Source organism: Pseudomonas sp. XWY-1 (assembly GCF_002953115.1).
Lineage (GTDB): Bacteria > Pseudomonadota > Gammaproteobacteria > Pseudomonadales > Pseudomonadaceae > Aquipseudomonas > Aquipseudomonas alloputida.
In genome coordinates this window covers 3,949,758-3,972,388 of sequence record NZ_CP026332.1, presented here as the reverse complement: position 1 = coordinate 3,972,388, position 22,631 = coordinate 3,949,758, and the positions used below count along the sequence as shown (strand labels likewise).

Annotated in this window: 21 protein-coding genes; 13 read left to right on the top strand and 8 right to left on the bottom strand. The window is 62.5% G+C overall.

Annotation, left to right across the window (positions count from 1 at the left end):
• Positions 1 to 92: 92 nt before the first annotated feature.
• From PRJ_RS18420 to PRJ_RS18370, 11 genes are all read left to right on the top strand, one after another.
• A complete protein-coding gene (locus PRJ_RS18420; RefSeq protein ID WP_104962170.1) occupies positions 93 to 4,538 on the top strand; it encodes an NEL-type E3 ubiquitin ligase domain-containing protein in 4,446 nt (1,481 codons plus the stop codon).
• 122 nt (positions 4,539 to 4,660) lie between these two features.
• The gene (locus PRJ_RS18415) at positions 4,661 to 6,307 is read left to right on the top strand and encodes an acyl-CoA synthetase (protein WP_104962169.1); all 1,647 of its coding nucleotides are present in this window, start codon (positions 4,661 to 4,663) and stop codon (positions 6,305 to 6,307) included.
• A gap of 13 nt (positions 6,308 to 6,320) precedes the next feature.
• A complete protein-coding gene (locus PRJ_RS18410) occupies positions 6,321 to 7,088 on the top strand; it encodes an SDR family NAD(P)-dependent oxidoreductase (protein ID WP_003250091.1) in 768 nt (255 codons plus the stop codon).
• A gap of 11 nt (positions 7,089 to 7,099) precedes the next feature.
• Positions 7,100 to 8,293, top strand: a complete 1,194-nt coding sequence (locus PRJ_RS18405; protein ID WP_010953196.1) for an acetyl-CoA C-acyltransferase — start codon at positions 7,100 to 7,102, stop codon at positions 8,291 to 8,293.
• Between the two features lie 8 nt (positions 8,294 to 8,301).
• Entirely contained in the window at positions 8,302 to 9,429 is a 1,128-nt protein-coding gene (locus tag PRJ_RS18400; protein WP_104962168.1) for an acyl-CoA dehydrogenase, read from the top strand.
• Between the two features lie 13 nt (positions 9,430 to 9,442).
• Entirely contained in the window at positions 9,443 to 10,216 is a 774-nt protein-coding gene (locus tag PRJ_RS18395; protein ID WP_003250095.1) for an enoyl-CoA hydratase, read from the top strand.
• 701 nt (positions 10,217 to 10,917) lie between these two features.
• Entirely contained in the window at positions 10,918 to 11,103 is a 186-nt protein-coding gene (locus PRJ_RS29865) for a hypothetical protein (protein WP_158682568.1), read from the top strand.
• Between the two features lie 198 nt (positions 11,104 to 11,301).
• Entirely contained in the window at positions 11,302 to 11,706 is a 405-nt protein-coding gene (locus PRJ_RS18385; RefSeq protein WP_003250099.1) for a TraR/DksA family transcriptional regulator, read from the top strand.
• Between the two features lie 178 nt (positions 11,707 to 11,884).
• Positions 11,885 to 12,079: a hypothetical protein gene (locus PRJ_RS18380; protein ID WP_012271507.1), complete on the top strand. Its 195-nt coding sequence runs from the start codon at positions 11,885 to 11,887 to the stop codon at positions 12,077 to 12,079.
• A 345-nt stretch (positions 12,080 to 12,424) separates the two neighbouring features.
• On the top strand, positions 12,425 to 12,895 hold the full coding sequence (locus PRJ_RS18375) for a hypothetical protein (protein WP_014591718.1): 471 nt from the start codon (positions 12,425 to 12,427) through the stop codon (positions 12,893 to 12,895).
• Entirely contained in the window at positions 12,892 to 13,104 is a 213-nt protein-coding gene (locus PRJ_RS18370) for a hypothetical protein (RefSeq protein WP_010953202.1), read from the top strand. The genes PRJ_RS18375 and PRJ_RS18370 overlap by 4 nt, the downstream gene beginning before the upstream one ends.
• 12 nt (positions 13,105 to 13,116) lie before the next feature.
• On the opposite strand, the gene PRJ_RS18365 is transcribed toward PRJ_RS18370, so the two are convergent.
• The 7 genes from PRJ_RS18365 to PRJ_RS18335 all read right to left on the bottom strand — a co-directional run bounded on the left by PRJ_RS18365 (position 13,117) and on the right by PRJ_RS18335 (position 20,275).
• Positions 13,117 to 13,482, bottom strand: a complete 366-nt coding sequence (locus PRJ_RS18365) for a Na+/H+ antiporter subunit G (protein ID WP_003250107.1) — start codon at positions 13,480 to 13,482, stop codon at positions 13,117 to 13,119.
• Positions 13,479 to 13,757 (bottom strand): K+/H+ antiporter subunit F, encoded by a 279-nt coding sequence (locus tag PRJ_RS18360; protein WP_003250109.1) that lies wholly within the window; start codon positions 13,755 to 13,757, stop codon positions 13,479 to 13,481. The genes PRJ_RS18365 and PRJ_RS18360 overlap by 4 nt, the downstream gene beginning before the upstream one ends.
• The gene (locus PRJ_RS18355; RefSeq protein WP_014591717.1) at positions 13,754 to 14,242 is read right to left on the bottom strand and encodes a Na+/H+ antiporter subunit E; all 489 of its coding nucleotides are present in this window, start codon (positions 14,240 to 14,242) and stop codon (positions 13,754 to 13,756) included. The genes PRJ_RS18360 and PRJ_RS18355 overlap by 4 nt, the downstream gene beginning before the upstream one ends.
• Positions 14,239 to 15,918: a monovalent cation/H+ antiporter subunit D gene (locus PRJ_RS18350; protein WP_104962167.1), complete on the bottom strand. Its 1,680-nt coding sequence runs from the start codon at positions 15,916 to 15,918 to the stop codon at positions 14,239 to 14,241. Before PRJ_RS18350 ends, PRJ_RS18355 begins: the two co-directional genes overlap by 4 nt.
• A complete protein-coding gene (locus tag PRJ_RS18345; protein ID WP_003250128.1) occupies positions 15,915 to 16,259 on the bottom strand; it encodes a Na+/H+ antiporter subunit C in 345 nt (114 codons plus the stop codon). The genes PRJ_RS18350 and PRJ_RS18345 overlap by 4 nt, the downstream gene beginning before the upstream one ends.
• A complete protein-coding gene (locus PRJ_RS18340) occupies positions 16,259 to 19,174 on the bottom strand; it encodes a monovalent cation/H+ antiporter subunit A (RefSeq protein WP_104962166.1) in 2,916 nt (971 codons plus the stop codon). The genes PRJ_RS18345 and PRJ_RS18340 overlap by 1 nt, the downstream gene beginning before the upstream one ends.
• Positions 19,175 to 19,324: 150 nt before the next feature.
• Positions 19,325 to 20,275 (bottom strand): DMT family transporter, encoded by a 951-nt coding sequence (locus PRJ_RS18335; protein WP_020191580.1) that lies wholly within the window; start codon positions 20,273 to 20,275, stop codon positions 19,325 to 19,327.
• Positions 20,276 to 20,359: 84 nt separating this feature from the next.
• Here PRJ_RS18335 and PRJ_RS18330 point away from each other — a divergent pair, with 84 nt between their 5' ends.
• Entirely contained in the window at positions 20,360 to 20,923 is a 564-nt protein-coding gene (locus PRJ_RS18330) for a helix-turn-helix domain-containing protein (protein ID WP_177413618.1), read from the top strand.
• 48 nt (positions 20,924 to 20,971) lie between these two features.
• On the opposite strand, the gene PRJ_RS18325 is transcribed toward PRJ_RS18330, so the two are convergent.
• Positions 20,972 to 21,520 (bottom strand): cysteine hydrolase family protein, encoded by a 549-nt coding sequence (locus PRJ_RS18325; protein WP_020191578.1) that lies wholly within the window; start codon positions 21,518 to 21,520, stop codon positions 20,972 to 20,974.
• Between the two features lie 82 nt (positions 21,521 to 21,602).
• Between PRJ_RS18325 and PRJ_RS18320 the strand changes: the two genes are divergently transcribed.
• Positions 21,603 to 22,595, top strand: coding sequence for a GlxA family transcriptional regulator (locus PRJ_RS18320; protein ID WP_104962164.1), 993 nt, complete (start codon positions 21,603 to 21,605; stop codon positions 22,593 to 22,595).
• The last annotated feature ends 36 nt before the right edge of the window (positions 22,596 to 22,631 follow it).

Sequence of the window (22,631 nt, the reverse complement as noted above, 5' to 3'; positions counted from 1 at the left end):
CGAGCAGGCGCCGATCGAACCCGTTCCCTCTGCATCCTGGGCCGGCATTTGAACAACATGGTTGGCTTCGTCAAATAGCTGTGGAGCCCACCATGATTATCAATGCGACTGACCATGACCCATTCATCGGTGCCCGATTACCTGAGTGGCTCAAACGCGCGTCAAGGGGCCAGATCAACACCCTGCGCACCAGCCTGAACGTGCACCACGCCAGCCAGGCACGCTTGAGTGGCCTGACGCTTGAGTTACTGCCGCTCCAGCAGTTTGCCGAGAAGCACCTGGCGGCGTTGCTGGATGCACCGTTGCCGGACGGGCAGGTATTTGCCCAGCTCGAGTGGCTGCGGGTGGCGCCACGCTTCGGCACACTGCCAGGTACCTTGCAACAGACATACGGGTACAGCCAGACGCGTGAGAACGGGTTACTGCGGCTGATGCGCAACTTTGCTGCGAATACCCGCTACTACGAGGGCACGGGGCTGGTTTTGCCAGGCAGCGATAAACCATTGAATGCATCGCTGGAAGCAATGATTACGGCCTGTCGCAATCTGGACGTTGGTCAGCGTTATCAGGACGCGTTGCAAAGGATCTTCCCGCCAGCTACCCAGGCGGTGCTGGCTGAAGACAAACGTTCGGGGTTGAAGCTGGCGACCGAGCTTGCGGCTTTGCAGGGAAACATAAGCGTCGATGTGCAGCTTGCCTTGCGTGAGGTGGTGGACCCCACTCAGGAACGGCGACAACAAGGCCTCGAAGGCAAGCCCATGCTGTTGAGGGCAATAGGGAGACCTGTGGTCGATGGCTTGCTGATCCACCTGCATGACAAGGCGGGAAATGAACGGGGCATCGTCCTTTACCTGCCTGGTGATCCCCGGCAGGCATTGCGGTTTTTCGACAATGCCGCCGCCATGAACAGTACCGTGGCGATGTTGTTGCAAGATCACGGTTACTGGCAGTACTTCACACAGCTCATCAGCCTTGAGCACCATGCAGCTTTTGTCAGTACCCTCGGCAAGCGCCTGAAAGACAAGCTGCCGGACCTGGAGCTTGAGGGTGAAACACCTGAAGGAGGGGTTTTCACGCAACTGGCGACTCGGCAAGTGCAACGGGTCAAGGAAGATGCCCGGTTGCTGCTGGTACCGACCGCTGACGCTGATAGCCGGGCGATTAGCGCCAGACACGCTGAGTGGAAGGCGGCAGGTCTGGACCTGGTAAACCTCGCCGGCCTTTTCATCCCGGCTGTGGGGGGCGTGCTGCTGGGGCAGGTGGTTGCCCAGACGTGCGCTGAAGTGTTCGAAGGGATGAGGGATTGGTCGAAGGGGCACCAACACGAGGCGCTGCAGCATCTGCTGGGGGTCGCCGAAACCTTGGCGGCTACCGCGGCGACGGTGGCGGGTGTCAGTTTTGTGCGCAGTGCGTTTGTCGCGGGCCTGGAGCCGGTAAGCCTTGGGAATGGGCGCGGTCGGCTGTGGCAGTTCAACGCCAGGAATTATCGATCATTGCCGGGCCCTATCGGTCTGCTCGAGGAGGAACGCAGTGGCGAGGCGGGCCGCCGCTGGGTCCGTATCGATGGACGTTACCTCGAAGTGCATCAGCCCGTCGCCGATGGCCCCTATCGCCTGCGCCATGCAGCGAGTGAGGGTGGCTACGGGCCGGTCGTGTTGCACAACGGTGAGCGTGGCTGGCAGCTGATGCGTGAACAACCCTTAAGCTGGCAGGCGCCTGCTCGCATGCTGGATGCATTATGGCCACAGCTTTCCCCTGTCGACGCGCATCAGGCCGAGCAGATAATGCGGGTGGCAGGTATCGATGCAGACTTGTTGCGCGGCGTTCTCGTGGAGAATCGCCCGGCGCCGGTGAGCCTTGGCCAAACCTTGCGCGCCTTCCAGGCGCATGCACGCATTCAAAGGTTTTTTGAGCGTGTTCGGCTGAAGGCGTTGATGCCATCGGACAGGGAGCTGCTGGCCTGGTGTGAAGCAAGGCCAGGCGTGGGCGCCGGACTGGAGCAGATGCGGGTGCATGAGGCCGGGTTGCGGCCGCAATTGTTTGCTCACCTGACAGAACAGTCAATGGCAGCAGACCCGCTGAGCATGTTGGTAAAACGGGACTTCCCGGGTTTGCCTTCGGCCTACATAAATGAAGTAACCGGCCAGGCGCATGAGCTTGAGCACCAAATGGCGCGGGTCGAGCGGCGGCTGCCATTGCCGTGCGCGAAGAACGCCCGTTCGCTCTTGCGTCTGGCTCGCCTGAGCCGGGGGCTGGCGGGGCTGTATCTGAGCACGGCGTACAGTGATGTCACCGGCGAGTTGGCCCTTGCGTTGCTGGATAGCTTCGAACTCGAGCAACTTGACCTCGACTTGCGCGACCGCGGGCTGGATGGGCGGTCTATCAGGCGCCTCGGTAGCGGCGGGCGAACCGAGGCAAGAAGAATAGTGGTCCGGCATGAAGGCAGGTTTCTGATCTACAACGGGTCAGGTGTGCCACACGTGCTTATCGCTGACGAGCCGGGATGTATCTTCGAGGCGCTTTTTGCCGCACTGACATCAGAGCAGCGGGCAGCGATGCAACTGGTGGGCAGTGCGGCGGCGAGCCAACTGCGTGAGAAGCTTCTGGCGCGGTTACCCGCTACCCATTGGGATATCGCGCGCATGCTCGGCTGGCCAGAGGAGCAGGCCTGGCTCAATCCAGGGCGTCGCATGGACGATGGGCGCGTGGGATACCCGCTCAGTGGCCGCCCTGGCGCTGCTCCCAGGGATGAGCGAGCGATCATTCGCGATCAGCTACGATCGCTTTATCCTGGCCTGGACGAGGCCGCGCTCGATGTGGAGCTGGCGCGTGTGCAACAAGGCCCGCAGCCAGTCTTCGAGCGCCTGGTAGAACTGCAGGAAGCACATGATCAGCTGGTGCTATACCTCAACCGCTGGGTCGGTGCAGAGTTGCAGGAGGGTCGACGCGCCGCCCGCAGGTTGACGGCCGACAGCATCCTGCGAGCCTGGCGACTGCAGGGCGAGCCTGTTTCGACCGGCGAGGGGCAAACGCAGGGGCAGCGCTTGTCGATGAGCGGTTTGAGTTTGCGCACACTGCCGGCACTGCCGCCGAACATCGATTTCCATCGCATTACCCTGCTGAGCGTGAACGACACCCGGATTACTGACATACCGGTTGACTTCCTTCGCCCCTTCACTGCCCTGACGCACCTTAACCTCAACAACAACGCGTTGATGCGTCTACCAACAGGCATTGCCCATTTACCGACTCTTCAATCGCTTCGGTTGGCGCATAACGAGATACGCCTCGACGCCCAGGCGATCAGCGTTCTGCATGGTTTGTCCAACCTTGTGCATCTTGATCTCAGTCATAACCGGCTGGAAGCGCTGGACATGAGTTTCCACCAACTTTCTCGGCTGACAAGCCTGAACCTGCGTCATTGTCGGCTGGGCAGCTGGCCGCGTCGCCTGGAGCTCTGTGGTCTACTTGAACGTGCTGACTTGCGCAACAACCAACTCCGCGAGGTGCCCACCGAGATCCAGCTGATGCCTTATGCATTTCGACAGGCCATTCTGATGGAGGACAACCCCTTGTCGGTCATGCAGCAACGAAGGTTGTATGCCCTCGATGTGATCGAAGAACACCGGCACTCACCTGAGCAGTTGGGGTCAGTTGACCTGGCCAGGGCCCGTACGCGTTGGGTAGGCCATACGGATGCGACGGTTCAGGCCGAGCGTGAGGCCGTGTGGCTGCGGTTGCTGGCGCAAGCGGGTAGCAGCGGGTTGTTCAGGTTGTTGGCTCGCCTGGAGATGACTGCGGACTACAGCCAAGCGGGTGAAGGGCGGGATGCGCTGGTTGACGGGGTATGGACACTGCTGGCTACGCTGGACGGCGACCCGGTGCTGTGCCGGCGGATCTTTGAGCGGGCCGGCCTGCCGCTGTCATGTTCGGACGCCGTTGCCAGCCATTTCAGTGCATTGCAGGTATTGGTGAGGCAGGCGCAGGCCGAAGCCGCCGCAGTCAACCCTGAACGCAGGGGCGAGTTGCTTGAACTGGGCAGGCAACTGTTCCGGCTGGATCAACTGGAAGGGATTGCCTACCAGGATGGCCGGCAGCGTCTGGCTGCCAGTGAACATATTGACCAGTTGGCATTGGGGCTGGCTTACAGGGTGCAACTTCGTAGCCGGTTGCGGCTGCCCAACCAGCCATATGCCATGCGCTATCCCGATGCTGTCGCGCTGACACAGGCCCAGGTAGAGGATGCATTTCTGCGGGTTACACGCGCGCAGACCATCGAGGGCCTGACCGATAGCCTGAGCCAGCGCGCGTTCTGGCGCCGTTACCTGCGCCAGCAACATGACCAAATGTTCGATGCCCTCAGTGCGGATTACACTCGGCGCACGCTTGAGCTGCAGGCTCAACGTCCTGTCTTGGCGCCGGCGGCCTTCGAGCAGCAACTACGCCGGCTGCAGGAACAGCAGGTCCTCGATATCGAGCGCCTGGTCGCAGGGCTCACCCAGTCCTACCTGCGTGCAGCCGAGCGCGCAGAGGGGTGATTAGCGGCGGCCAAACCAGTCATCCAGATTGACAGCTTTGGCCATTGCCGCCGCGCATGAGCGGCGCGAACATCGTCGGACCGATGCTTCAACTCCAAAAACAAGAAACCAGGAGTCCGATGATGCGCGATTACGCCGAGGCCGCTCGTACGTTCGACCATGACCAGGCCGTTGTGACGGCATTGCACGGCAACCTTGAAGCCCTTAATGCCTGTGTCGAATGCTGTGACCGGCATGCCGGTGACGGCAGGCTGGCACTGATTCATGAGGACCGCGATGGTAACAGCGCGCGCTATAGCTTCGATCAGCTTCAGGTGCAGGCTGCCCGGTTCGCCAATGTGTTAAAGGCGCAGGGGGTAGGCGCCGGAGACCGGGTTGCCGGCTTGATGCCGCGTACCCCTGAACTGCTGGTGACCATCCTCGCTACCTGGCGCCTCGGGGCGGTTTACCAGCCTTTGTTCACCGCGTTCGGCCCCAAGGCCATCGAGCACCGGCTTGAGCAATCCCATGCCCGAGTGGTGGTCACCGATAGCCACAACCGCGCCAAGCTGGACGACGTGCATGCCTGCCCGACCATCATCACCGTCAAGGCCCGCAGTGGTGAGCTGGACTTCCAGCAATGCCTGGAGCGCGCAGCGGACGTATGTGAGCCGGTGATGCGCTCAGGCAACGATCCATTCCTGCTGATGTTCACTTCTGGAACCACTGGCCCGGCAAAACCCCTGGAAGTGCCACTGCGTGCGATCGTCGCGTTTCAGGGCTACATGCGTGATGCCATCGAGCTGCTGCCCGAGGACAACTTCTGGAACCTGGCCGACCCGGGTTGGGCGTACGGCTTGTATTACGCCGTTACCGGCCCATTGTCGATGGGGCATGCCACCACGTTCTACGATGGCCCGTTCAGTGTCGAGAGCTGCGCCCGGGTGATCGACAAGCTGGGCATCACCAACCTGGCCGGCTCGCCCACCGCGTATCGCTTGCTGATTGCGGCGGGCAAAGATTTCTCGGCACCGATCAAGGGGCGTCTGCGGGTGGTCAGCAGTGCCGGCGAACCGCTTAACCCCGAGGTGATCCGCTGGTTCGCCGACGAGCTGGGCGTGACCATTCACGATCACTACGGCCAGACCGAACTGGGCATGGTGCTGTGCAACCACCATGGCCTGCAGCATCCGGTGCACCTGGGTTCTGCCGGCTATGCCATCCCCGGCCACCGCATCGTGGTGCTGGACGAGCAGGGCAACGAACTGCCAGCCGGCCAGCCAGGCATCCTCGCCGTTGACCGTAAGCAGTCGCCGCTGTGCTGGTTCGGCGGTTACCACGGCCTGCCGACCAAAGCCTTCGTCGGCAAGTACTACCTCAGCGGCGACACTGTCGAGCTGAACCCGGATGGCAGCATCAGCTTCGTTGGCCGTAGCGACGACGTGATCACCACCTCCGGTTACCGGGTGGGGCCGTTCGATGTGGAAAGCGCGTTGATCGAGCACCCGGCGGTGATCGAGGCAGCGGTGATCGGCAAGCCCGACCTGGAGCGCACCGAGCTGATCAAGGCGTTCGTGGTATTGGCCAGCGGCTACGCCGGCAGCGTCGAGCTGGAAGAAACCTTGCGCCAGCACGTGCGCCAGCGCCTCTACGCGCATGCCTACCCCAGGGAAATCGAATTCGTCAGCGAGCTGCCCAAGACCCCGAGCGGCAAGCTGCAACGCTTCATCCTGCGCAACCAGGAAGTCGCCAAACAACAAGCGCAACAGGCCACCCCTGCCAGCGTCTGAAAGGAAAGTACTCATGCACATAGCCAATAAACATTTCATCGTCAGCGGCGCCGCTTCCGGGCTGGGTGCCGCGACTGCACAGATGCTGGTCGAGGCTGGCGCCAAGGTCATGCTGGTCGACCTCAATGCCCAGGCTGTCGAAGCCAAGGCCCGCGAGCTGGGCGACAACGCCCGTTTCGCCGTGGCTGATATCAGTGACGAGCAGGCAGCCCAGTCGGCTGTCGATGCAGCTGTCAGTGCCTTTGGCAGCTTGCATGGGTTGGTCAATTGTGCCGGCATCGTCGGTGCCGAGAAGGTGCTGGGCAAGCAGGGCCCGCATGGCCTGGCCAGCTTCGCCAAGGTCATCAACGTCAACCTGATCGGCAGCTTCAACCTGTTGCGTCTGGCTGCGGCGGCCATGGCCGAAGGGGCTGCCGATGAGAGCGGCGAGCGTGGGGTCATCATCAACACGGCCTCTATTGCCGCCTATGACGGCCAGATTGGCCAGGCCGCCTACGCTGCCTCCAAGGGGGCCATTGCCAGCCTGACCTTGCCGGCCGCGCGCGAACTGGCACGCTTCGGCATCCGTGTGATGACCATCGCTCCGGGCATCTTTGAAACCCCTATGATGGCCGGCATGAGCGATGAGGTACGTGCTTCGCTGGCTGCCGGCGTGCCGTTCCCGCCCCGCTTGGGCCGCCCGCAGGAATACGCCGCGCTGGCCCGCCATATCATCGAGAACAGCATGCTCAACGGTGAGGTCATCCGCCTCGACGGTGCGCTGCGCATGGCTGCCAAGTAAGGAGAGCGAACATGACCCTCGCCAATGACCCCATCGTTATCGTCAGCGCCGTGCGCACGCCCATGGGCGGGTTGCAGGGCGACCTCAAGAGCCTGACTGCGCCGCAACTGGGCAGCGCCGCCATTCGTGCTGCCGTGGAACGTGCTGGCATCGATGCCGCCGGTGTCGAGCAGGTACTGTTCGGCTGCGTGCTGCCGGCCGGCCAGGGCCAGGCGCCGGCACGCCAGGCCGCGCTGGGCGCCGGGCTGGACAAGCACACCACCTGCACCACCCTGAACAAGATGTGCGGCTCGGGTATGCAAGCCGCGATCATGGCCCATGACCTGCTGCTGGCCGGCACCGCAGACGTGGTAGTGGCGGGTGGCATGGAAAGCATGACCAACGCGCCGTACCTGCTGGACAAAGCCCGTGGCGGCTACCGCATGGGCCACGGCAAGATCATCGACCACATGTTCATGGACGGCCTCGAAGACGCCTACGACAAAGGCCGCCTGATGGGTACCTTTGCCGAGGACTGTGCCCAGGCCAATGCCTTCAGCCGCGAGGCCCAGGACCAGTTCGCCATCGCCTCGCTGACCCGAGCGCAGGAAGCGATCAGCAGCGGCCGTTTTGCCGCCGAGATCGTGCCGGTGGAAGTCACCGAGGGCAAGGAAAAGCGCGTCATCAAGGATGACGAGCAGCCGCCCAAGGCGCGTCTGGACAAGATTGCGCAGCTCAAACCGGCGTTTCGTGAAGGCGGCACCGTGACGGCGGCCAACGCCAGTTCGATTTCCGACGGCGCTGCGGCGCTGGTACTGATGCGCCGCTCCGAGGCCGACAAACGTGGCCTCAAGCCATTGGCCGTCATCCACGGCCACGCCGCCTTTGCCGACACCCCGGCGCTGTTCCCGACCGCCCCGATCGGCGCTATCGACAAACTGATGAAACGCACCGGCTGGAACCTGGCCGAAGTCGACCTGTTCGAGATCAACGAGGCCTTCGCCGTGGTCACCCTGGCGGCCATGAAACACCTCGATCTGCCACACGACAAGGTCAATATCCACGGCGGCGCTTGCGCCCTCGGCCACCCGATCGGCGCTTCTGGCGCACGTATTCTGGTCACCCTGTTGTCGGCCTTGCGCCAGAACAATCTGCGTCGGGGTGTGGCGGCCATCTGCATCGGCGGTGGCGAGGCCACGGCCATGGCTGTTGAATGCCTGTACTGAGGTGAACCATGCTGGTAAATGACGAGCAACAACAGATCGCCGACGCGGTACGTGCCTTCGCTCAGGAGCGCCTGAGACCGTTTGCCGAGCAATGGGACAAGGAACATCGCTTCCCGAAAGAGGCCATCGACGAGATGGCCGAACTGGGCCTGTTCGGCATGCTGGTGCCGGAGCAGTGGGGTGGTAGCGACACCGGTTATGTGGCCTATGCCATGGCCTTGGAGGAAATCGCTGCGGGCGATGGCGCCTGCTCGACCATCATGAGCGTGCACAACTCGGTGGGTTGCGTGCCGATCCTGCGCTTCGGCAACGAGCAGCAGAAAGAACAGTTCCTCACCCCGCTGGCGACAGGTGCGATGCTCGGTGCTTTCGCCCTGACCGAGCCGCAGGCTGGCTCCGATGCCAGCAGCCTGAAGACCCGCGCCCGCCTGGAAGGCGACCACTACGTGCTCAATGGCAGCAAGCAGTTCATTACCTCGGGGCAGAACGCCGGCGTCGTGATCGTGTTTGCAGTCACCGACCCGGATGCCGGCAAGCGTGGCATCAGCGCCTTCATCGTGCCGACCGATTCGCCGGGCTATCAGGTTGCGCGGGTCGAGGACAAACTCGGCCAGCACGCCTCCGACACCTGCCAGATCGTTTTCGACAATGTGCACGTGCCAGTGGCCAACCGGCTGGGCGCGGAGGGTGAAGGCTACAAGATCGCCCTGGCCAACCTTGAAGGCGGCCGTATCGGCATCGCCTCGCAAGCGGTGGGTATGGCCCGCGCGGCGTTCGAAGTGGCGCGCGACTACGCCAACGAGCGCCAGAGCTTTGGCAAACCGCTGATCGAGCACCAGGCCGTGGCGTTTCGCCTGGCTGACATGGCAACGAAAATTTCCGTTGCCCGGCAGATGGTATTGCACGCCGCTGCCCTTCGTGATGCGGGGCGCCCGGCGCTGGTGGAAGCGTCGATGGCCAAGCTGTTTGCCTCGGAAATGGCCGAAAAGGTCTGTTCGGACGCCTTGCAGACCCTGGGCGGTTATGGCTATCTGAGTGACTTCCCGCTGGAGCGGATCTACCGCGACGTTCGGGTTTGCCAGATCTACGAAGGCACCAGCGACATTCAGCGCATGGTCATTGCGCGCAATCTTTGAAGGAGCAGACTGCATGGCATTCGAAACCATCCTGTTGGACATCCACGGCAAGGTTGGCCTGATCACCCTCAACCGCCCGCAGGCGCTCAATGCGCTGAACGCGCAGATTGTCGGCGAGATCAACCAGGCTCTGGACCAGCTCGAGCGCGACCCGAACATCGGCTGCGTGGTGCTGACAGGCTCGGCCAAAGCCTTTGCCGCTGGCGCGGACATCAAGGAAATGGCCGAGCTGCAATACCCGCAGATCTACGTCGACGACCTGTTCAGCGACGCCGACCGCATTGCCAATCGCCGTAAGCCGATCATTGCTGCTGTGTCTGGATTTGCCTTGGGCGGCGGCTGTGAGCTGGCGATGATGTGCGACTTTATCCTCGCTGCGGACAATGCCAAATTTGGTCAACCGGAAATCAACCTGGGCGTGCTGCCGGGCATGGGCGGTACCCAGCGCCTGACGCGTGCGGTGGGCAAGGCGAAGGCCATGGAGCTTTGCCTGACCGGCCGCCTGATGGGCGCGGAGGAAGCCGAGCGTGCAGGCCTGGTGGCGCGGATCGTGCCGCAGGCAGAGCTGGTGGAAGAGGCGCTGAAGGTGGCGGCGACCATTGCCAGCAAGTCGATTCCGGTGAGCATGATGGTCAAGGAGAGCGTCAACCGGGCATTTGAAGTCACCCTCAGCGAGGGGGTTCGCTTTGAGCGTCGGGTCTTCCATGCGGCTTTCTCCACCGAAGACCAGAAAGAAGGCATGGCCGCATTCATCGCCAAGCGCGAGGCACAGTTCAAGGACCGTTGATCAGACTCGGTTCGTTGCCGTTGCCGTTGCCGTTGCCGTTGCCGTTGCCGTTGCCGTTGCCGTTGCTGTGGCTTTTGCTTCTAAGTGCGCGATAGTTCAGGCGACGCAGATTGCGACTTCAGGAGGCCGAGCGTAGGGCTTGCGGAGGGAGGTGACGGGCATGGATGCCCGTCAAGCGCTGAGGCCCCATGGATGGGGCCTGCAGCGCGTACTCCCGGGAGCAAGACCGTAGCGAGGGAACCCCGGAGCGTAGCGCAGGGGCCGGATGATGGGAGCGCAGCGTTTTTTGGTTACTTTTTGTCGCGTTTGACAAAAAGTGACCCGCCGTAAGGGCGGAAAGGTGACTATGCGCCACCTGCGTGAATGAATACCTACTCGATGTGAATGCCCACATCCAAGAAGCAAGAAGCAAGAAGCAAGAAGCAAGAAGCAAGAAGCAAGAAGCAAGAAGCAAGAAGCAAGAAGCGAACTCGTCTGTTTTGGCTCAGCGAACAGTCCATTTGCGATGGCGACGCTGACTCACCTTTTCGCCCTTACGGCGAGTCACTTTTTGTCAAACGCGACAAAAAGTAACCAAAAAACGCTGCGCTCCCATCATCCGGCCCCTGCGCTGCGCTCCGGGGTCCCCTCACTCCGGCCTTGCTCCCGGCAGGACCGCGCCGAAGGCCCCATCCTGGGGCCTCAGCGCTTGACGGGCATCCATGCCCGTCACCTGCCTCCGCAAGGCCTGCGTTCGGCCTCCTGAAGTCGCGAAGATCAAGATCAAGATCAAGATCAAGATCAAGATCAAGATCAACGGCAACGGCAACGGCAACAGCAACAGCAACAGCAACAGCAGGCGGATGGGCACTGCCAGAATCACAGTTTACTACTGGCCCTTCAGCTGAGCTGGGGTGCCGACCGGCGGATTGTGAGCAGTGGAAGCAAATTCGCACCCATTTGCAGTTGCTCCACGCGGCGTGGCGCCTTAGACTGCCGCCCCCTGTAAAAGAGTGCCGGTTGGCGCTTGAAGAATTCCGCTGGCGATGCATAGGCATCGACGGCACATGAATCGCCCAAATGCACATTTTTTCATAGAGAAATCGATGACCAAGGAACAGTTGCTGGCCATGTCGGCCGATGACTACATGAACGCCGACCAGCTTGCCTTCTTTACTGAGCTGCTGCAGGCGATGAAAGTCGAAACCCATGAACGCATCGAACTCAGCCGCACCACCATCGAAGGCCTGGACACTCCGTCAGACCCTGCCGACGTGGCTTCGGTCGAAGAAGAACGTAGCTGGCTGGTAAATGCCATCGACCGCGACCAGCGCCTGCTGCCACAGCTTGAAATGGCCCTGGACCGTATTGCCGACGAAAGCTTCGGCTGGTGCGATGACAGTGGTGAGCCCATCGGCCTGAAGCGCTTGCTGATCAGCCCGACCACCAAGTACTGCATCGAAGCCCAGGAGCGCCACGAGCAGCTCGACCGCCACCAGCGCCAGGTATAAAACCGCGCGTGGTGCCAAGCCCCTCGGAGCTATCCCTGGGGCTTTTTGCGTTTCTCGACGAGACCGTTTTTGTTGCGCCTTACGAAACACTGCTGTACCGCGATGCGCTGTTTCCGCGTCGCTGTCAGGCGTATCATGGCTTTATCGTTAGGGTGCTAATTAAATTCCGGAGGGGATGATGAATAGCCGAGTCGATGTGGCTGTGATGATAGGGTCGGGTGTGCCGGCCACCTTGCAGGCGCTGGGCAAGCGTATTTGCTGGGTAGTGCTGGTCAATGGCGAGCGTCGCGGCACCGCCTTCGCCACGCGCGAAGAAGCGCTTGAGTGCCAGGCTGCCTGGCAGCAGCAGCTGAAGAAAGGGCTGGCTGCCTGAAAATGTTTATTGCCTCTCGACGGGTTTCGGTGTTTTCGGGCATATTTGTCCTACAGTAATGCGCACATGGATGCCAGGGCTTGTCTTCTAGCAGGCTCACGCCATTGGTTGCGTTTTCTGGCGAGTGATTTCAGGCATCACGCTTCCCAAGCCGGGAATGAGCCAAACGCCTTCGGTTGAAGGCGATTCTGGCAAACCAGAGTAAAGATTCCTGCGCGCTGCATCGTCAGCGAGCACAGACATTTCGCATATCGCTTTATTACTCTTTTTGCCTATCGATAAGAAATGGCCGTGCCTCCCCGAGCTTGGGTGAGGGCGGGTTGTAACCGGTTGAGGATTACTTCATTGGCAGTCAGCACACTTGATACACATGCGTTGTTCGCCCTGGGCGACTTGCGCGGTAAATTGGCCCAACTGTTTCAGGGCCGCTTCATCTATGTCACCGAACAGAGTCCCGAAGGCCTGTACATGGCCGAAATCGACACCGAGAGTGCACTGGTGGTCGATGACAAGCAGCGCCTTGAACTGAAAGTCGGTGACCACTTTCGTGCTGCCGTTTTGCCCAGCCGCGAAGGTGGCAAGCTGGAAATGCGCTTTCGCGACATCAAGTTGAATGTGTATGGCGTGGGTGATTACGCCTTCGTTTCTGTGCCGGAAGGCGAGGGCATCGTATTTCGTGAAGGTCATGGCGTGATGCTGGTATTCGCCGCGCAGCAGCAAGTGCAGGAAGGCCTGGGCAAGTTGCTTAAAGCAGTGACTGGCAAAGTCGCCAAATGGCGCAAGGGTGAACTGACCACCTTCAAGGCCAGTGAATGACCGACAGTCACGACTCACCAGCCTCGCGGGCCGAGTTTCATCGGCAGCACCAGGCAGATGCCGTAGCTGAGGCAGAACGTTTGCTGGCCGGGCGTGAGAAGCTGCAAGGCGCCTGGTTGACTTGGGTGGCGGCTGAGCTCTATCGCCTCAGCCCGCCACCGTATGCTGCCATGGTCCGGCGCGAGTTGCAGCGTCTCAGCCAAGGTTGAGACGGCAAACCTTCAATTGCCACGGTCCCGGCCGCTGCTGACCTCTTCAGGCACCGGCTCTTTCGACATGCGCTTGCGGAATAGCGCCGCCCGCGCCAGCAACAGCGTGGTTATCGGCACGGTGATCGACAGCAGGATCGGAATCAGCCACGCGTGGAGCACCGGGGTGCCCTTGAGCCACGAAAAGTAGATGATCGAGGCCAGTGCCACGCACCAGGCACCAAGGGTCGAGGCCAGCGCTGGCGGGTGCATGCGCTGGAAGTAGTCTTTCAGGCGTACCAGGCCTATAGCACCGACCAGGGCGAACAGGCTGCCGGTGAGCAGTAGCGCGGCAGTGACCAGCTCCAGCCAGAACGGCAGTACCAGGGCTTCAGTCATTCGATCACCTCACCGCGTAGCAGAAACTTGGCCAAGGCAAACGAGCCGACGAAACCAAACAGTGCAATCAGCAGGGCACCTTCGAAGTAGGTGTCACTGGCATAACGGATACCCAGCACCAGCATGGTGAGCATGGCCAGGATGTACAGGTAGTCCAGGGCCAGCACGCGGTCTTGGGCGGACGGGCCACGGAACAGCCGGATCAGCGCCAGGCCCATGGCCAGGGCGAAGATGAACAGGCTGGCGAGGACGGCATTGGCGAGCAGGCCTGTCATTGGAAAATCTCCATAAGCGGGCGTTCGTAAGTGTCCTTGAAGTGCTGTATGAAGGCCGCCTCATCGTCCAGCTCAAACACATGCAGCAACAGCACACTGCGGTCCAGTGCCAGTTCGGACCAGACTGTACCAGGCACCACGGTGGTGATCATCGACAGCGCTGCCAGGCCGTGGGGGTCACGCAATGCCAATGGTATGTGAACGAACGCAGAGCGCGGCGGCTGCTTGCCGGCCCGCAGTACACCACGGGCCACCAGCAGGTTGGAGGTGATCACATCGATGCCGACCCGGCAGATGAGGCGGGCGATGGCGAGGGGTCGCCGTACGTGTGCATGCTGCGGGCGCAGGGGCGCCATCAACAGTGGCGCCAGTATGCCAAGTGCGGCACCCAGCAGCAGGTTGCCGGGGCTGACCGAGAGGTTCAGCAGCAGCCACAGGCCAAACAGCGAGACCGATAACAGTGGAGCGGGGAACAGTCGGTTCATGGCTGCACCTGTACGTCGCGCGAGGTGGGGCCAGGAATCGGCTGGGCGGCCATCACGGCTTTGATATAAGCATCGGGGGCCTGCAGGCTGGCGGCAGTGTCCTGGGTGTAGCGCAGCAACGGCTCGGCCTTGAAGCTGAGGATGAGGCACAAGCCGAGCAGGATGACGATGGGCAGGCATTCATAGCGCCGCAGCACCGGTGACGGGCGCTCTTCGGGCTTCCAGAAACGCTGGATGCCGACGCGGCCGAAGGCGATCAGCGAGGCCATGCCGGACAGGATCAGCAACGCTACCAGGCCCCAGCCGGCGGCACTCAGCGGCTGCTCGGCCGGTACGCCGAGGCCCAGTGGATTGAACAGCGCGCTGATCAGGTTGAGCTTGCCGACAAAGCCCGACAGCGGCGGCATGCCGATGATCAGTAGTGCGCAGGCAATGAAGCTGAGGCCGAGGAAGGCCATGGTCCACGGGATGATCTGGCCGATTACCACCTGCTGTTCATCGTCGAGGTTGATGCCCTTGGGCGGGTGCAGCGATTCCAGTGGCGGTGGCATGGCGTCTTCTTCTTCGTCCAGCGGCGCTTCATTGGCCGAGCGTGAGCGTTCGACCAGTTCGGCGAGCAGGAACAGTGCGCACAGCGCAAGGGTCGAGTTGACCAGGTAGAACAGCGCAGCGCCGGTCAGGGCCGCCTGGGCAAAACCCACCGCACCCAGCAGCGTGCCGGCCGAAACCAGGATGCTGAGTGCCGCCATACGCTCCAGGCGCTGTGCTGCCAGGATCGATACCGCTGCCACCGCAAGGGTGACCAGGCCGCCGTAAACCAGCCATTCGCCGCCGAAGTAAGCCGAGGCCCCGGCCTGCCCGGAGAACAGCAGCGTCCACAGGCGCAGCACGGCGTACAGGCCGACTTTGGTCATGATGGCGAACAGTGCAGCCACCGGCGCGCTGGCTGACGCGTAAGCTGGCACCAGCCAGAAGTTCAGCGGCCAGATACCGGCCTTGACCAGGAAGGCCACGGCCAGGATTGCTGCGCCGGCATGCAGCAGGCCACGGTCGGCCTCCGGTACCAGTGGAACCTTCAGCGCCAGGTCGGCCATGTTCAGGGTGCCGGTCACGCCATACAGCATCGCTGCGCCGATCAGGAACAGCGACGAGGCAAACAGGTTGATAGCGATGTAGTGCAGGCCTGCGCGCACCCGCGCACGCCCCGAACCATGCAGCAGCAGGCCATAGGAGGCGGCCAGCAGCACTTCGAAGAAGACGAACAGGTTGAACAGGTCGGCGGTGAGGAAGGCGCCGTACAGCCCCATCAGCTGAATCTGGAACAGCGCATGGAAGCTGGCCCCTGCACCGTCCCAGCGGGCACGGGCAAATAGCAGCGCGCTGAAACCGATGACCCCGGTCAGGGTCAGCAAGAGCGCGGACAGGTGGTCCACCACCAGCACAATGCCGAATGGCGCCGGCCAGTTGCCCGGCAGGTACACGCCAATCGACGCTGCCTGGCCCTGGGTGCGCACCCACAGCAGCAGACAGACCGCGATTGCCAGGCCGGAGAAGGTAGACAGCAGGTTCAGCCTGGCCTTGATGTGCCTGTGCTTTTCACCCAGCAGCAACATTATCGCGGCCGTAATCAGCGGCAGCAGGATGGGGGCGACAATCAGTTGACTCAGATCACTCATTCGTCACGCTCCCGGCCATCCACGTGGTCGGTACCGGTCAGGCCGCGCGAGGCCAGCAGCACCACCAGGAACAGCGCGGTCATGGCGAAACTGATGACGATGGCGGTGAGCACCAGTGCCTGTGGCAGCGGGTCGGTGTAATGCAACAGGTCCTGGGTAACGCCATCCTTGATGATTGGCTCCTTGCCGATGAACAGGCTGCCCATGCTGAAGATGAACAGGTTGACCCCGTACGAAAGCAGGCACAGGCCCATGATCACCTGGTAGGTACGCGGGCGCAGGATCAGCCACACCCCGGAGGCAGCCAGCACGCCGATGGCGACTGCAATCACTTCTTCCATCAGGCGGCTCCTGCTTGGCTGGTTTTTGCCGGGTTGCCCGGGCGATAGGCGCGCACCGACTGGTGCGCCAGGGCCGTGAGGATCAGCAACGTCGAGCCGACCACGACGGTGTATACGCCGATATCGAAGAACAGCGCGCTGGCCACGTGCACATCACCCAGCAACGGCAGGTGCAAGTGGGCGGTATGGGTGGTGAGGAACGGGTAACCCAGCAGCATGGCGCCGACCCCGGTCAGGGTCGCGCACAGCAGCCCGGTACCCATCCAGCGCAGCGGCCGCAGGCTCATCTGCGCCTCGACCCACTGGGTGCCGGCCACCATGTACTGGAGGATGAACGCCACCGACATGACCAAGCCAGCGACAAACCCGCCACCGGGCTGGTTGTGCCCGCGCATGAACAGGTACATCGACACCAGCAAGGCGATCGGTAGCAGCAGGCGCACCAACGCTGCAGGCACCATCATGAAGCCCAGCGCGGTATCGGTGGCATGCCGCGGGTTGATCAGGTCGGTGACCACGTCTGGCGCCAACTGGCGTTGTTGCGCCGGCAGCTGCATGCTCTCTTTCGGAGGACGGAAGCGCCGTAGCAGGGCGAACACGGTCAATGCCACAGCCACCAATACGGTGATTTCACCGAGGGTATCGAAGCCGCGGAAGTCGACCAACATGACATTGACCACATTGGTGCCGCCGCCCTGAGGCAATGCGCGGCTCAAATAGAACGAGGAAATGTCGTTGGGCGTCGGCCGGGTCAGCATGGCGTACGACAGCAGCGCCATGCCGCCACCCACCAGCACGGCCAGCAGCAAGTCGCGCAGGCGGCGCAGGCGCGCGCGCTCCAGGCTACCAGGCAGCGGCGACACGCCTTCGATACGCCGTGGCAGCCAGCGCAGGCCAAGCAGGATCAGGACGGTGGTGACCACTTCCACCACCAACTGGGTCAGTGCCAGGTCGGGCGCAGAGAACCAGACGAAAGTGATGCAGGTCATCAGGCCGCAGACGCTGACCATGATCAGTGCCGCCAGGCGGTGGTACTTGGCCTGATAGGCGGCGCCGATGGCGCAGGCAATGGCGATCAGCCACAGGGCGACGAACACGCCCGAACCGGGAATCTTCGGGCGATCACCCCAGCTCAGGCCGCTATACAGCATAGGCGTGAGGCCCGCGAGGAACGCGGCGAATACCAGCATGAACAGCTGCGACTGCAGTCGGCGGGTGGTGAGCACGCGCTCGATGCGACGCGCCAGCAGCATCAGGTGAACCTGGCCGTGCTCGAACAGTCGCTTGCCATTGAAGCGCTCGATCACGGGCGGGTAGGGGAAGCGGCCCAGGCGCAGTTGCTTGCGCAGCAACAGGTACAGGACGATGCCGCCGCTCATGGCGACCAGGCTCATGATCATCGGCGCGTTCCAGCCATGCCAGATGGCCAGGCTGTATTCCGGCAGGGTACCGCCAACCACCGGCAGGGCCGCAGCGGCCAACAGGGGGCCGACCGACTGGGTGGGGAAGATGCCCACTACCAGGCACGTGAGCACCAGCAGCTCCACCGGAGCACGCATCCAGCGTGGCGGCTCGTGCGGGGTATGGGGCAGGTCCTGGGCTGTCGGCCCGAAGAACACATCGACGGTAAAACGCAGGGCATACGCCACGCTGAAGGTGCCGGCCAGGGTGGCGATTACCGGCAGCGTGGCCTCGACCCAGGCGGTGGAACTGATGAATACCGTTTCGGCGAAGAACATTTCCTTCGACAGGAAGCCGTTCATCAGCGGCACGCCGGCCATCGACGCGCTGGCGACCATGGCCAGGGTCGCGGTGTAGGGCACCAGGCGGATCAGGCCGCTGAGGCGGCGAATGTCACGGGTGCCGCTCTCGTGGTCGATGATGCCGGCGGCCATGAACAGCGAGGCCTTGAAGGTGGCATGGTTGAGAATGTGGAATACCGCGGCGACGGCAGCCAGCGGGCTGTTAAGGCCCAGCAGCAGGGTAATCAGGCCCAGGTGGCTGATGGTCGAATAGGCCAGCAGGCCCTTGAGGTCGTTCTGGAACATGGCGGCGAAAGCGCCGAGCAGCAGGGTGAGGGCGCCGGCACCGCCAACGATCCAGAACCACTCCTCGCTACCGGAAAGTACCGGCCACAGGCGTGCCAGCAGGAACACCCCGGCCTTGACCATGGTTGCAGAGTGCAAATAGGCCGACACCGGTGTGGGCGCTGCCATGGCGTGGGGCAGCCAGAACTGGAAGGGAAACTGTGCGCTCTTGGTCAGGGCGCCGATGAGTATCAGGGGCAGCAGCACCGGGTAAAGCGCATGCTGGCGGATGACATGCCCGGCAGCCAGGACCTTGTCCAGGTCATAGCTGCCGACCACATGGCCGAGCAGCAGGGCCCCTACCAGCAGGCACAAGCCGCCTGCACCGGTTACCATCAGCGCCATGTAGGCGCCGCGACGGGCGTCGGCGCGGTGGTGCCAGTAGCCGATCAGCAGGAAGGAGAACAGGCTGGTCAGTTCCCAGAAGAACACCAGTTGGATCAGGTTGCCGGAGATGACCAGGCCGAGCATGGCGCCCATGAAGGCCAGGAAGAACGCGAAGAAGCGTGGTACCGGATCTTGCGGTGACATGTAGTAGCGGGCATACAGCGATACCAGTGCGCCAATGCCCAGTACCAGCAACGAGAACAGCCAGGCAAAGCCGTCCATGCGCAACACCAGGTTCATTCCCAGGCTGGGCAGCCACAGGAACTCTTCGCGAATGACGCCACCATGGGCAACCTGAGGGTACAGAAGTGCTACCTGGACGGTGCCGACCAGGGCTACGAGCCCGGCAAGAATGGACTCGGCGTTACGTGCGTTGTGCGGCAGCACAGCTGCCAGGCAACTGCCCACGAACGGCAGAAGCAATAGCACTATCAAGGACATAGCGGCCTATTCTGGAGAAGTTTGCAAAGAATCATACGTGCCGAGGTGTTTATCACCAACACGCAAGCTGTCGCAGGATCCTACAAACCGGCTGTGACAAGCGGTTTTTTTATAACAGTTTTTTACAAAGAATAGCCGCTGGTGACCGTTTTACAGCCCCGCCTGGCGTTCGCCCGGGTTCTGCACATCGCGTGTTTCGACAGTTTCGCGAGGGCGCCGCACTTTGAGTTCACTGACCACCACGGCGACCACGATCAGCAGGCCGCCGAGCAGCGCCACGCCAGGCAGGCGCTCGCCCGCCAGACGCCCGACGATGCCGGCCCACACCGGTTCACCGGCATAAATGAGTGTGGCGCGGGTGGGCGAGACCGACTTCTGTGCCCAGTTCATCGCCACTTGGATCACTGCACTCATTGCGCCCAGGCCCACTGCACTGGCCAGCAACAGCCAGGAGAAGTCGGGGATGCGCTCCTGGGTCGGCACGATCATCAGGAACGCCAGCAGCGATGCAGTCGCCAGTTGCACCACAGTAACCCGGCGCACATCGACCTGACCGGCGTAGCGGCTGATCAGAATGATTTCACCGGCGATGGCCACGGCGCTGATCAGGGTGACCAGTTCGCCCTCGCTGAAACGCAGGCTGCCGCCTTCCGGCCCGGCCAGCAGCATCAGGCCGATGAATGCCAGGCAGATACCCATGCTGGGCATCAGGCCAGGGCGACGCCCCAGCACCAGCCACTGCAGCAGCGGCACGAACGGGACGTACAGCGCAGTGATGAACGCTGACTGGCTGCTGCTGATGGTCTGCAGGCCCATGGTCTGCAGGCCATAGCCGAGCATGATCGACACGCCGATCAGCATGCCGGCCTTCAGTTCGGTGAAGGTCAGACCGGGCAGCGCTCGCGCCGAGACCACACCAACGAACAGCGCGGCTGCCGCAAAGCGCAGGCCGACGAAGAACATCGGGCCGCTGACGGCCATCACGTTATGCACCAACAGGAACGTGCCGCCCCACAACATGGTGATGAATACCAGCACCAGTTCGGCCTTGCTCAGGCGGAAGGTGACGGCAGGGGTGGGCTTGTTGCTGGGCTGGTTCATGGTCTTGCACACTCGGAAAGGGCGGCGCACAATCGCCGCAAAAGTGGGCAGTATACTGCGCAATCTTGACCAGTGAGCAATATAGTGCACAAGGATTCTTCGCACCGGGCATCGGTGCTGCAACATGTCAGTCTCAATGTGCGCCGCCTGCGCAACGCCGCCGGCATGAGTCAGGCGGCACTGGCCGAGCGTTCAGGGGTCAGCCGGCGCATGCTGGTCGCGATCGAGGCGGGCGAGAAGAATGTCAGCCTGACCACATTGGACCTGATTGCCGAAGCCTTGGGCGTGGCTTTCAGTACCCTGATCCAGGCGCCTGAGCTGCGCGACCCCGGGCGCATTGAAGAGCTGGCGTGGGCTGGCGAACACCCGCACAGCCGAGCGGTGTTGCTGGGCACCAGCCCGGCAAGGCGCGAGGTGGAACTTTGGGAATGGACCCTGGCACCGGGGGAGTGCTATTGCAGTGAGGCCGATGCCGAAGGCTGGAGCGAGCAGATCTACGTGGTCGATGGGCAACTGACGCTGATCATCGAAGAGGTCGAGCATCGCTTGCGGGTGGGGCAGTTCCATGTGTTCCCCAGCAATTGCCGGTATGCCTACCGTAACGATGGCGTGGTGGCTGTTCGGTTTGTGCGCAATGTGGTGATTTGAGGCTGCAGGCTTTGGGGCTGCTGTGCGGCCCCAAAGGTCTCAAGCCGATCAGTTTTTCAGAAGCTCCTCGGTCTTCACCACATCGGCATAGGCAAACGCCAGCGCCGCCATCGCCGAATCGTGCACATGAGCCGCCGGCACCTGCTTGCCGTCGAAGGTCAGTGGCAGGGTTGCGCAGGCATCGTGCGCCACGGTCACTTGATAGCCCATATCGGCCGCAGCCCGGGTGGCAGCATCAATGCACATGTGGCTCATGCTGCCGACGATGGTCAGCGCCTCGACGCCATGCCGGTCCAGCGTGTGCTCAAGATCGGTACCGAGAAAGGCGTTGACCTTGTGCTTGAGCACCACCGGCTCGCCCGGCAATGGCTCGACCTTGGCGTGGATGGCCGCACCCTGCGAACCGGGGGCAAAGAAGGGGGCATCGGCAGTGTCGAACTCATGCCGCACATGCACCACCAGGTCGCCGCGCTGGCGTGCTGCTGCCAGCAGGCGGGCGGCGTTGTCGGCTGCCTGGTCGACGCCATCGAGGGGCCACTTGCCGCCCGGGAAGTAGTCGTTCTGGATGTCGATGATGATCAGTGCCTGCTTGCTCATGCTGCCTCCTGTGGCAGTAGTCGTCGAGAGACGTTAGTTATAGGCTGTGTTCACCCACCTGAGGATTGGCGCGAACGACACTATGCGGGCAAAAACTGACACCGGCGCTAACCTGGATATCGGCTTGCTGTTGTACCCCGGCGTGCAGCGCGCCGCTGTGCATGGCCTGGCCGACCTGTTCCTGGTGGCCAACCGGGTTGCGGCCGAACTGGGGGCCGTCGAGTTGCCACACATTCGCGTCAGTTGCTGGCAGGCAGATGAGACGGGGCAGTTGTTGCCTGCGTCGGATAACTCTGCTGTCACCGTACCGGGCCTGCGCGTCCTGATCATTCCGCCAAGCCTGGAGTCGGCCCCGCAAACCGAATTGCTCGAACGCCACCGCGCGCCGCTGTGCCTGCTGCACGGGCGTGGTACGGTGCTGGCGTCGGTATGCATCGGTGTATTTTTCATTGCCGCCAGCGGTTTGCTCGACGGGCGCCCGGCCTGCACGCACTGGAACTATGTGCAGGCGCTTGCCCAGCGCTTCCCCAGGGTGCGGGTGGAGGCCCAGCAGCCGTTGCTGGATGACGGCGACATCGTGACCTCGGCAGGGTTGATGGCCTGGACGGACCTCGGCTTGCGCTTGCTGGAGCGCTTTTTGGGGGCGACGGTGGCTCAGGAGACCGCTCGCTATCTGGCCGTCGATCCGGTCGCGGCGCCGCTGCCCGGCGCTGTGTTCAACCCGCGCCTGGACCACGGCGACGAGGCCGTGTTGAAGGTGCAGCACTGGTTGCAGGGCAATGGCGGGCAGGATGCCGACCTGGCCACGATGGCGGCCTGCGCGGGGCTCGAGGCGCGCACTTTCTTGCGGCGCTTTCGTGCCGCTACCGGGCTGCGCCCGACCGAGTATTGCCAGCAGGTGAGGGTGGGGCGGGCGTGCCGCTTGCTGGAGTTTACCCGGCGCACCGTCGAACAGATCGCGTGGGGTGTCGGTTACCAGGATCCGGGCGCGTTTCGCAAGGTGTTCCAGCGTGTCATCGGCCTTACCCCGAGTGACTATCGGCGGCGGTTTGCGGTATCCGGCCAGGGTCTGTAGAAACCACTTGACCTTGACTTTACTTGAGGTCTTACC